Here is an 11,916-nt window from a genome sequence, read left to right as displayed (position 1 = left end):
CGCACGCGTGCACGTGGACACCGCCGCGCCGCGCAGCGTCGTGCCGCCTCGGGTGCGGAGCGGCATCCTTCTCCTCGCCCGTCATACGAGTCGTGCTCGGCCGTCCGATCAGCCGGCACTGGTCAATTGGCGGCGGTGTCGAGGAGCACGGGCAGAGCGAGGGGCCCGCAGGTGATGAACTGCGGGCTGTGGGGGATCAGTCCGGGGTCGCACGCCAGGCTCAGGCGGGGAAATGTATTGAACAACGTGGACAACGCAATTCGGCTTTCCAGTCGAGCCAGAGGTGCGCCGAGACAGAAGTGCGGTCCGCGACCGAAAGCCAGTTGGTCCCGGTGATCGTGATCGATGTCGAAGCTATCGGCGTCCGGATGACGTCGCAGATCCCGTCCGACACCGGCGTACCACCCCACGATGGCACCAGCGGGAATATCGACACCTGCGATGGTGACGTCCTGCAGCGCGTACCTGTTGAACATGACGCAGGCAGACGTACGGAAACGCAGTATCTCCTCGACGACATCTGCCCACCGGTCCTCGGCCTGCGCTTTGGCAAGTTGCTCGGGATGGGAGCACAACGCGATAACCGCGTTTCCCAGCAGGTGCACTGTCGTCTCGTGTCCAGCGATGATTACCAGCCACAACGTTTCGACCAGCTTGTCGTCGGCCAATCCGTTCTCGCCGTTGGCGTGCAGCAGCGCGGAAGTCAGATCGTCACCGGGTGCGCGCCGCTTGCGGTCCAGCAGTTCGGTGAGATAAGCGATCATCTCCGTCACCGCGGTCTGCGTTTCCTCGCCTGTGCTGGTGTGCGACACGACCGTCGTGGCCCAGCGCCGGATTTGTGCGTGTTCTCCTGCCGGCACGCCGAACAGCTCACAGATCACCCGAACCGGTAGCGGCGTGGTGAAATGGGAAACCAGATCGATTTCGGTGTTGTGATCGCGAAGATCATCGATGAGTTCGGTGGTGATCTGCCGGATTCGGGGTTCGAGCGCGGCGACCCGGGCGGGGGTGAATGCCTGGCTGATCCCTTTGCGTGCCCGCCGGTGATCGTCACCATCCTTGTTGAGCATGTGATCGATGTCGGTCAGTGCACGCAGGGGCCAGTCCGCCGGAATGGTCCCATCGTGCAGTGCGGGGCAATTGCGGGCGTTCTTGCTGAACAGTGTGCCGTCGCCGGCGAGGATTTCGCTCACCGCCTGGTGACTGACCGCGAGCCAGGCCGCGACTTCGCCCGGCAGCTCGATCGGAACGACCGTGCCCTGCTGGCGGATTCGCTCATAGGTGTCGAAGACTGATTCTCCAGCGGTCGGCAGATGGACAACGGACTCGGTCATGTTCTCTCCCACAGCGCGAACGGTTGGCCCGCACGCATACGGACCGGCGGTACCAAGTGAGTGTGGATCACCACTGCCAGCCGTGTCGCTGAAACCGAGTTCCTCTGCCCCGGAACAGAACTCCGCGGCGGAAACCGATGGAAACCTGTCCCGGATACGGATGGTGGTGTCGGCGGCGATCACTCGCTCAGCGCGCAACGGCCGGTAGTCGGCGTGGGTGGTGGTCACCGTGCTTCATCCAGAAACGCTGCGTGGTGACGGCCTGTAGTCAGCGAGCGAGATACGCCGGGTCAGGGCAGGTTCCGCGCAGCGAGTTCGATGACAGAGTGCGCTGCCGGTTCAGGTCGGGGTACTCGACCGACCGGGTGGTGGTCACGCCTTGGCAGTGACGGGTGTTCCAGGTTTCGGTCCGGGCTCCCATCCAGGCAAGCGTCACAGCGGACTTCGCCGCGACGGTGCGCGCAGGTGATGGCGCGAACTCGTTATCGCACGGGGAGCTGTGGGGACGGTGCATCGGCCGGGTGGGCGACCCAGCCAGCGGCGACCGCCAGCCCGGTCGGGCGGTGGACGGCGAGGAAGCCGAACGGGCGGTCGAAGGTCACTTCCAGCACGGTGGTGTGGCGCTGCGCACGGATCGCCGGCGCCGCACCCGGTGCCGCCATCAGCGCGGTGACGGCTGTGGCCTCGAACCCGTCGCGCGTGAACCTGGCGAGCACATCCTGCGCGCCCTGCTCGATCGACAGCGGGACCGGCGAGATTCGAGGGAAGTGGCCCCGGCCGGCATCGGTGGCCGCCCGCAGTCCGAATAGTTCGGCACGCGCGATGAGGTCGTGCTTCGATCGGATCGCGAATGGTGGCAGGCGAACATGCAAGGTGTCGCGCTGTGCGTAACCGAACATCCGCCGCATCGTCAGCCCCGGCGCGCCAGGCCCTGCGTCGAGTCCGGTGCGGTAGGGCGCCAACCCGCCGAGCGCGGCCAATCCGCTGGCCAGCACATCGCCGGGGCTGTCCGACCCCACCAGCAGATGCACATCGACGTCGCCCCGCCCGGTGACGAGCACCCGGGTCACCGGCCGCGGTCCGTCCAAGACGGCGACTTCGTTCGGTTCGGTGTCGACGCGGGTGAGCGCGGCGAGCCGGCGTCCTTGCCACGGGCCGGCTTCCGGCACCATGACGGTGTCGCGGAACGGAGCCCGCCAGCTCGTCTTGGCGGCCAGCGCTGTGGCCAGCACCAGCAGCGTGTCGGAGGTGACGGAAAGGGGAAACCGTTCGATCAACCCGTCGGTGTACCGCCGCGTCCACTCGTCCAGTGCAGCTTGGCTGGTCAGCAGATCGACCGTGCTGGTGGGCAGTGCGTGTAGCCAATCATCGTGGAGCGGAAGATCTCCGCGGATCCAGATGCCGAGCGCAGCCGACACGTCGACGGCGTCGGCGAGAATGTCCAGCGTCCGCAGCGCCGCCGCGTGCGCCGCGTGCGCGGACACACCGACCGCGGCCTCCAGTTCCGACCGCGCGGGTCCGTCGGCCGCGGTGGCGAGCAGGGCCAGCAGCGGCCACACCCCGGCTCCGGAGACGACGAAGTCGTCGTCGCCCGCGACGGCGCACCACCGCGCGGTCAACTCGTTGACGGCGCCGACGTGTGGCGTCAAAAAAGTCTGCACCGCATAACGGTACGGACCGCCTCCAGGTTGGAGGGAAGTCAGCGCTGGCCCGGCGGTTCTCGCCGCGGCCACTCGCGGCCACTTCGGGGCAGATCGGCGGGAGCGGTTGTCAGCGTGGCGGATTTGCGCTGGGTGGACCCGAACCGGGCAGATCGAAGCTGGGCGGATTCGGGCTGTACTGATTCGGGCTGGGCGGGTTCGGGCTGGGCAGGCGCGGGGAGTGGATCGGTCTTGCCGAGCTCGTCGAGTTCGGCCAGGCCGACCATGATGATCAGCATGATGGTGACCACGGTGACGGTCATGATCAGCGGTGCGAGCAGCTGCATGGGGTCGGCACCGTCGGGCACGACATGCTGACCGACGTGCTCGGCGCGCATCGATGCCATTCCGGTGTAATGCATGCCGCACACCGCGAGGCCCATGATCAGCGCCGCGCCGATGGTCGCGCGGATGCCTTTCACGTGCAGCATGAACCACAGCGCCGCGGTCGCCGCGACCACGGCGATCACGAGTGACAGCACAACAGTTCCGAGCTTGTAGCCGACGATCGCATCGGTGTTCATCGCATGCATGCCCAGGTAGTGCATAGCGGCCACGCCGAGCCCGGTGATGGCACCGCCGATCGGCAGCGCCAGGACTTCCCGTCGCCAGCGCACGACGACAGACAGCCCGATCCATACCACCACCATCGCCACGGCCGCGCTGAGCAGTGTCATCGGCACGTTGTAACGAATGGTTCCACCATGGATGGAGAAGCCGAGCATCGCGGTGAAATGCATCACCCAGATCCCGGCGCCACCGAGGGAAATGGCCGCGGCGATGAGCCAACCTGTGGGCCAGCGCGACGATCGGGCGTGCACCGCACACCGAAGGCCGAGCAGCGATCCGACGACGGACATGATGTAAGCCAGGACGGGGGTCACCCACCCGTAGCTGAAGTGATCGAGTTCCAGCACGCACACGCTCCGTAGCTAGGGGCTGGCTTCTTGCCAGCAAATCGAACTGCGACGATAGCGCAACTCGCCGAGGGTTGCATAATGCACAGTTCGTATCGTGTGATTGCGCTGCTGGCACCCTGTCTGGAGCTGCCACTCAGTTTACGGCAAAAGAGGCAAGTTTCCTGGGAGATCACCCCGATCTTGTGGCCGTAGCGGCGCAAGGGATCGCCCTGAGGCGCACCGCCCGGCTGGTCGTCGGCTGGTGCATTACCGCCGCGGTCCGCGTTGGCCATACTGATGGGCTACCACATCAGAGCAGTGCGGTAGATACACGCGCTAAGTACTGGCAAAGCCACGCGCAGGGTGTCGGCAGATCCACACGCAAGACAGCAGCAAATCCGAAGCCAGCCCATGCACATGATCGAGAAGTCCTTGCGCATCTTCGCCTTCGACGGGTCGGCAACCGGCAACCGAGATTGCCCAGTAGTCGACGACGGGATCAACATCGGAATCGTCGATTGGTTGCACACCCGCTCCGGTTCTGGTTGGACGAAGGAACTGCCAGCGGCGTGTCAGTGATCGGCTCGGAGGTCGGCGGCCGGGCGTCGCCATCGACGCGCCTGGGCCTGCGGTTGAACGAGGCCGGCGTCGACGTCACAACCGGGACCTACGCTGCTCATCTCGGCGGACGCCGATGCCATCGCCTCCGCACGAGGCCGAGCCGTTCGGTCCGGTCACGTCGGTGCTGGCACGCCGCGACACCGCAATTGGTGACTCCGATCGACCGCGAACCGGAGGATCATGTCCGCGAAGCTGGTGAACGGTTCGATGAGGGTGCGGGCATAACGGATGAGTATGGTTGCCTTGCTGTTGTTTTCGTCTGGCCCGTGTCGTAGTGCACCGTAATAGTGGTTGTCGGACAACCGCATCACCACCGACGATGACCTCGGCTTAGTCTGTGACCGGAAACCTCGACGCCCCAACGGCTTCATCGTCGTCGTCTTGCTCAACGGCGCATTCATCCACAGTGGACGCGAGGAACTCGACAAATTCGCAGGCTCGAACTCCGTGATCCGGTCCGCCTGCGCTGCCATCAGCTTCGCCTGCTCGGCATGCCGCTCCAACAGCCCGTTACCAACGCCAACGGATGCGAAACCAGCTCCAGCAGCCGCAAATACGACGGAGCGCTGCCAAAACTGCTAGCCACCACCATGATCAACCCGACAGAAATCAAACATTAAGGGATGCAAGTGAGTAGCTACGACCGCTCCCTCCCCAGGGATGGTTCATCGGTTGCGAGAAACTGATTCGGCTGGCAAGCTGACTGCTCAGCAGGCAACTTGTACGCATGTCCAGCAGCTTGCTTGGCCGAGAGAGATATTGAATGAGCACTGATTTCGTCTTCTGGGCGGGGGGAGTCGGGCACTGGCAGCGGGTGGCGAGTCGGGTAACGGCGACGTTACTGACACACCTTTCACCGCAGTGAAAGGACCATTCACCCATGGACCACATCGACCTATGGCTGGCCGCCTCGCTCGAGTCGCCGCCTCGTAACCGATACCTCACCAAACGATATCGGTAGCTCGGTGGGCCTGCGTCGCCGCTTGCGCCACTGGGCTCTTTCGACAACCTGAATACCGGTAGCTCGGTGGGCCTGCGTCGCTGCTCGCGCCACCGGCGCCTTTGGCAACCTCGTAATACCTCTGGATGTGAGACGTGGACACAAGCACCGGCGATTCGTCCGAACGCATGATGGAGTACCTGAAAAAGGTCACTGTGGAGCTCATGGCGACCCGCGACGACCTGACGCAGCTTCGGGAGCGGATCGACGAGCCAATTGCGATTGTGGGGATGAGCTGTCGGTATCCGGGTGGTGTCGAGTCGCCGGAACAGTTGTGGGATTTGGTGGTGTCCGGCACGGACGCGATCACGCCCTTCCCCACAGACCGCGGCTGGGACCTCGAACGGCTGTTCCACCCAGACCCGGACAAGCCCGGCACCACCTACGTCCGGGAAGGCGGATTCTTAACCGAAGCAGGCGCTTTCGACGCCGGGTTCTTCGGTATCAGTCCACGCGAGGCGATGGCAATGGATCCGCAGCAGCGGCTGGTTCTGGAGGTCGCCTGGGAGGCATTGGAAGACGCGGGTATTGATCCGGTGACGTTGCGCGGCAGCGACACCGGTGTGTTCGTCGGTGCTACCCCGTCCTGGTATGGCGAGCGGGTGGGCGGCGAACACGAAGGGTTTCGGCTGACGGGGAATTCGGACAGCGTGATCTCCGGCCGGGTTTCTTATGTGCTCGGTTTGGAGGGCCCGGCCATGACGGTGGACACGGCGTGCTCGTCGTCGCTGGTAGCGCTGCACCTCGCGTGCCAGGCGTTGCGGAAGGGCGAGGTGTCGCTGGCACTGGCGGGCGGTGTTTCGCTCTCCGGGGCCCCAGAGCTGTACGTGGACTTCGCGCGTCAGCGGGGTCTGGCGGTCGACGGCCGCTGCAAGTCGTTCGCTGCCGCTGCGGATGGCGTGGGTTGGTCGGAGGGTGTGGGTGTGTTGGTCGTCGAGCGGTTGTCGGACGCGCGGCGGTTGGGACACGACATCCTTGCTGTTATTCGGGGTTCGGCGGTGAATCAGGATGGAGCATCGAATGGCCTCACCGCGCCGAATGGTCCGTCGCAGGAACGGGTCATTGCGGCTGCGTTAGCGGCTGCCGGACTGGGACCGGCTGATGTGGATGCAGTGGAGGCGCATGGAACGGGGACGCCGCTGGGTGACCCGATTGAGGCGCAAGCGCTGCTCTCCGCGTATGGGCAGGGTCGGTCGGCGCCGTTGCGAATCGGGTCGTTGAAGTCGAATATCGGGCACGCGGTCGCGGCTTCGGGTGTGGGTGGCGTGATCAAGATGGTGCAGGCGTTGCGGCATGGGATGTTGCCGAAGACGTTGCATGTGGATGCGCCTTCACCGCATGTGGATTGGTCGGCGGGTGATGTGCGGGTGCTGGTCGAGCCGCAGCCGTGGCCGGCTTCTGCTGGTCGGGTGCGGCGGGCGGGGGTGTCGTCGTTTGGGATCAGCGGGACGAACACACACGTCATCATCGAAGAAGCCCCCGAGCCCGCCGAGGAGACCGCGGCGGGCGATGTGGTCGCGATGGAAGCGGTGCCGCTGCTGGTATCGGCAAAGTCCAGCGATGCGCTTCGAGCCCAGGCGAATCGATTGCGGCAATGGCTGATCGACAATCCAGCTGCCGACGATCTGTGGAGCGTGGCATCGTCACTGATCGACACCAGGACGCAGTGGGATTGGCGCGGCGCGGTGGTGGGTCGTGATCGGGAGCAGTTGCTGGCGAGGTTGGCCGATCTGGCCTCGGGTGTGTCTGCGGGCAGTGTGGTTGAGGGGAAAGTCGGATCGGGCACCACTGCTTTTCTCTTCACCGGCCAGGGTGCGCAGCGGGTGGGAATGGGCGCGGGCTTGTATCGCGGGTTTCCGGTGTTCGCGGCGGCGTTGGATGAGGTGTGTGCGGAGTTGGAGCCGTTGCTCGGGCAGGCCCACCCGTCGCCCGACCGCCACGTCTCGAGGAGCTCCGCGCTGTCGTTGAAGGACCTGATGTTCGCCGAGGATTCAGCGGCGCTGCTGAATCGGACGGAATTCACGCAGCCGGCGCTGTTCGCGTATGAGGTCGCGCTGTTCCGGCTCGTCGAATCGTTCGGGATCACCCCGGACGTGCTGGCGGGGCATTCGATCGGGGAACTTGCCGCTGCTTATGCGGCCGGGGTGTGGTCGCTCCCGGATGCCTGTGCGCTGGTGGCGGCGCGAGGTCGGCTCATGGGTGCGCTACCGACGGGTGGGGCGATGCTTGCGGCGGCGATCACCGAGGCGCAGGCGGTGGAGATTCTGGCGGAATACCGAGATCGTCTGTCGATCGCGGCGGTGAACGGACCGGAGTCGGTCGTGTTGTCCGGTGCCGCGGACGCGGTCGAGGCGGTAGAGAAGCTGCTGGTCGGTGACGGCGTCAAGATCTCCCGGTTGCGGGTCAGTCATGCGTTTCATTCGGTGTTGATGGAACCGATGTTGGCCGAGTTTCGTTCCGTCGCCAAAAGCCTGACCTATCAGTCGCCGTTGATTCCGATCGTGTCGAACACCTCCGGCGCCGTCGTCGGCATGGAGGTGACCGATCCCGACTACTGGGTGGACCAGGTTCGGGGGTGTGTGCGGTTCGCGGCGGGTGTGGACGCGCTCGTCGAGTCGGGGGTGCGGCGTTTTCTGGAAATCGGTCCGGACGCGGTGTTGGCTGCGATGACGAGGGAGTGCCTGACCGGTCATCCAGAAGTGGAACCCGGGTCGCTTGTGGCAGCCGCGTCCCGGCGATCGACCGACGAGGCTACCCAGTTTGTGACGTTCCTCGTGCAGGCTCACATCGCGGGCATCCGCGTCGCGTTGCGGCCGTTGTTCGCGGGCCGGGTAATACGTCGCGTTCACCTCCCGACCTATGCGTTCCAGCATCAACGGTACTGGCTGGAGCCGAGGCCCGCCGCGGCGACGCACTGGTCGGATCATCTCCTGACCAGTGCGGTGCCGGTGGTGGGTCGGGACGAGTGGCTGTTCACGGGACAGATTTCGGTGCGGACACAGCCATGGCTTGTCGACCACGCCGTTTTCGGGTCGGTATTGATCCCGGGCACCGGGTTCGTGGAGTTGGCGTTGTACGCCGGCGGCCGGCTGGGACTGGACGTGGTCCAGGAACTGGTGCTGGAGTCGCCGCTGTTGCTCGACGACGAGGCTGTTGATGTTCAGCTCGTTGTCGAGCCCGCCGACAATGCGGGATGTCGACGGTTCGTGGTGCACTCCCGGGTCGCGTCCGGTGCGTATGTCGACGATGCGGGATGGGTGTCACATGCGGTGGGGGTGCTGGCCCACGCCGGAGTCGGTGCGGCGGACAGCGACACGGTGTGGGATGGGCGGGTATGGCCGCCGTCCGGGGCCGAACTGGTGGATCCCGTGCGGTTGTACAAGCGGTTGGCGGATATGGGTTTCGGATACGGCCCAGCCTTTCAAGGAGTCCGCGCGGCCTGGACATCTGGTACCGAGGTGTACGCGGAACTGTTACTGCCCGAAGACATTGAGGCGCAGCAGTTCCGGATTCATCCGGCGTTGTTGGACGCCACCTTTCATCCTGCGCTGGACCGGCTCTCCGATACCGGTGCCGGGAGTGTGCCGTTGCCGTTCTCATACGCCGGAGTGCGTGTGCACCAGGACTCGGCTACCGGTCTACGGGTGCGCGTCGGTCTCGTCGATAAAGACACCGTCCGCGTTGATGCCGTCGACACCTATGGGGAACCCGTAGTCACGATCGACGCCGTTCTCGCCCGTCCAGTCGACACCCGAACGCTGCACCGCGCTCGCGCCACATCCAACCCGCTCTACACCGTTGGCTGGACATCGATGCAGACCTCGATTGCCGTGCCACAGCGCGCGGTAGCGGTGCTGGGTTCGGTGACGCTGCCGGGTTGTGTCGAGGCATACCCGGATCTCAATGCTCTGCTCGCCGCGGCATCCATTCCCGACATCGCTGTCTGGCATTCGGACGAGGTAGCGGCGCAGGGGGATATGGCCCAGGTCGCCCGGCTGCGCGTCGATGCGGCGCTGACAGCAGTGCGGGACTGGATCTCCGACGAACGAACCGAGAAATCCACGCTGGTCGTGGTAACCCGGAATGCCGCCGAAATACCAGGGGAGTTGTGCGATCCGGCGGCAGCGGCCGTATCCGGTCTGATCGCGTGCGCTCAGTCGGAATATCCCGGGAGGATCATCCAGATCGACCGTGACGAGGCGACCGCGTTGACATCCGACGCGGTGGTCGAAGCTGTGGGTCTGGGAGAGCCGCAGGTGGCATTGCGTGGCTCCGGGGCACTGGTGCCCAGGCTGGTACGGGCCGGTGCGTCGGGCGCGGAACCGGTTTCGTTCGGCACTGGAACGGTCCTGATCACTGGTGGTACCGGCGGACTGGGCGCGTTGGTGGCGCGGCATCTGGTTGAGGCGCACGGTGTCCGGCGACTGCTCCTGGTCTCCCGGCGCGGACCAGCTGTCGAGGGCGCGGCAGAACTCGTCACCGAACTCACAGCAGAGGGCGCGGACGTTCGGGTCGCCGCCTGCGATGTCTCCGACCGTGAGGCGCTGGGCGAGTTGCTGCGGACCATTCCGGCCGAACACCCGCTGACTGCCGTGGTGCACAGCGCCGGTGTGATCGACGACGGCACGATCGAGACGTTGACCACCGAACAGGTGAACCGGGTCATGCGGCCGAAAACCGATGCGGCGCTCAATCTGCACGAGCTTACCCGGGGGCACGATCTTTCGGCGTTCGTCATGTTCTCGTCCGCCGCGCCCTTGCTCGGGGGGCAGGGCCAAGGCAACTACGCGGCTGCGAACCGTTTCCTCGACGCACTCGCTCATCACCGTCGGGAATCCGGCCTGCCCACGCATTCCCTGGCGTGGGGTCTGTGGACCCTTGGTATGGCGAGCGCACTCGATCAGGAAGGCGCCGAGCATGTGGTTCGCCAGATCCGCACCCGCCTCGGTCTGGTGCCGATCACTCCGGAGCCGGGATTGGAGCTGTTCGACAAGGCTTTGGCGACCAACCATTCACTCGTGCTGACCGCGTTGCTCGATATGGACGCACTCACCGCGCTGTCACGCTCCGGAGTACTGCCGTCGGTGCTGCGCGATATCGTGCGCAGGCCGGCCGCTGCGCAGTCGGACAACGAGCGCGGTTCGCTTGCACGACGTCTGGCGACATTGCCGGAGTCCGAACACGGCGACGTCATTCTGCACGAGATCCGGTCCCTCGCCGCCGTGGTCCTGGGACACCGTTCGGTTGAGGCCGTAGCCGCCGATGCACTGTTCGCGGAACTCGGGTTCGACTCACTGGGTGGGGTGGAATTCCGTAACCGGCTCGCCGCGATCACCGGCCTGTCCTTGCCGTCGACGCTGATATTCGAGTATCCGACCGCCGCCGCTGTCGCGCAGATGTTGCAGTCGCAGCTGGGCGTCGCCGTTCGGGTCCCGGACCAGGCGCCACCCACCACATCGGGACCGCGCGGCAGCATCACAGAGTTGGTCCTGGAGGCGCATCGGCGCGGTGACGTGAACGCGGCGCTGCCGTTGTTGATCGAAAGCGCCAAACTGAGCGCCGTTTTCGATGAGCAGGCCGATCCGGAAGGTTCCTCCAAACCCATGCTGTTGGCGCGCGGCGGTGCTGGACCCCAACTGATCTGCGTCCCATCCTTCTTGATCGGCAATGGGCCACACCAGTTCGGCCGATTGGCGCGCGAACTCGGCGGCGACTTCGGCGTATCCGCATTGTGGTTGCCCGGGAAGCGAGCGGGCCAACCGCTGCCATCTACTTGGGATGCCTTGCTCGACCACCTTGCCGACGTCACCCTCGACACCATCGGTGCGGATACTTTCGCGCTGGCCGGCTACTCGATTGGCGGAGCGATCGCGCATGGGCTCGCCGGACGACTCGCGGAGCGCGGTAGGGGCCCGTTGGGTGTCGTGATGCTCGACACCTATTCGCCTCATGACGAGGACGGTAACCGCGCTGTTCTCGCGAGTGCGATGGGCTTGGTGCTCGATAGTGGTCACGAGTTGATCTCCGTAGACGACCGTGCCCTGGTCGTGATGGCGAACTATGTGCGGATCTACGGCGAACGCCCCGCCCGGTCGATAGCCGCTCCCACCTTGGTTCTACGCGCCACCACCGCAATGCCGGGCCTCGATTTGTCCGAACCGATTCCGGCTTGGCAACATCACGGCGACACGATCGAGATATCCGCCGACCATCTCTCCCTCATCGACGAGGCGGCACCAGTTGCGGCGGTGCAGATTCGGCAGTGGCTTCGCTCCATCTCGAGTGATGTAGGCAAAAGGTGAATCGCGATGGTGATCCGCGGCGATCAGCTCGATAATCCGACCGGACCGATTCGGCGAGGG

5 protein-coding genes are annotated in these 11,916 nt (G+C 65.2%); 1 reads left to right on the top strand and 4 read right to left on the bottom strand.

Annotated features, from left to right (window positions below; translation table 11 throughout):
• Positions 1-122: 122 nt before the first annotated feature.
• From OH799_RS08415 to OH799_RS08400, 4 genes are all read right to left on the bottom strand, one after another.
• Positions 123-1,334, bottom strand: coding sequence for a cytochrome P450 (locus OH799_RS08415; RefSeq protein WP_406277470.1), 1,212 nt, complete (start codon positions 1,332-1,334; stop codon positions 123-125).
• 268 nt (positions 1,335-1,602) lie between these two features.
• The gene (locus OH799_RS08410; protein ID WP_406277467.1) at positions 1,603-1,755 is read right to left on the bottom strand and encodes a hypothetical protein; all 153 of its coding nucleotides are present in this window, start codon (positions 1,753-1,755) and stop codon (positions 1,603-1,605) included.
• Between the two features lie 61 nt (positions 1,756-1,816).
• Entirely contained in the window at positions 1,817-2,995 is a 1,179-nt protein-coding gene (locus OH799_RS08405; protein WP_406277464.1) for a serpin family protein, read from the bottom strand.
• A gap of 38 nt (positions 2,996-3,033) precedes the next feature.
• Entirely contained in the window at positions 3,034-3,951 is a 918-nt protein-coding gene (locus tag OH799_RS08400; protein WP_406277461.1) for an MHYT domain-containing protein, read from the bottom strand.
• Positions 3,952-5,682: 1,731 nt separating this feature from the next.
• Between OH799_RS08400 and OH799_RS08395 the strand changes: the two genes are divergently transcribed.
• Positions 5,683-11,856 carry a type I polyketide synthase gene (locus OH799_RS08395; protein ID WP_406281919.1) on the top strand — a complete coding sequence of 2,058 codons (6,174 nt, stop codon included), beginning with the start codon at positions 5,683-5,685 and terminating at the stop codon, positions 11,854-11,856.
• Positions 11,857-11,916: the final 60 nt, after the last annotated feature.

Origin of the sequence: Nocardia sp. NBC_00881 (assembly GCF_045207455.1) — a bacterium.
Lineage (GTDB): Bacteria > Actinomycetota > Actinomycetes > Mycobacteriales > Mycobacteriaceae > Nocardia.
Note: the sequence above shows the minus strand (reverse complement) of the source record. Positions and strands in the feature narration are given on the sequence as shown.

Coding starts and splice junctions, on each gene's coding strand:
- OH799_RS08410 (WP_406277467.1), bottom strand. CDS start 1,755: ATGGGAGCCCGGACCGAAACCTGGAACACCCGTCACTGCCAAGGCGTG.
- OH799_RS08415 (WP_406277470.1), bottom strand. CDS start 1,334: ATGACCGAGTCCGTTGTCCATCTGCCGACCGCTGGAGAATCAGTCTTC.
- OH799_RS08395 (WP_406281919.1), top strand. CDS start 5,683: ATGATGGAGTACCTGAAAAAGGTCACTGTGGAGCTCATGGCGACCCGC.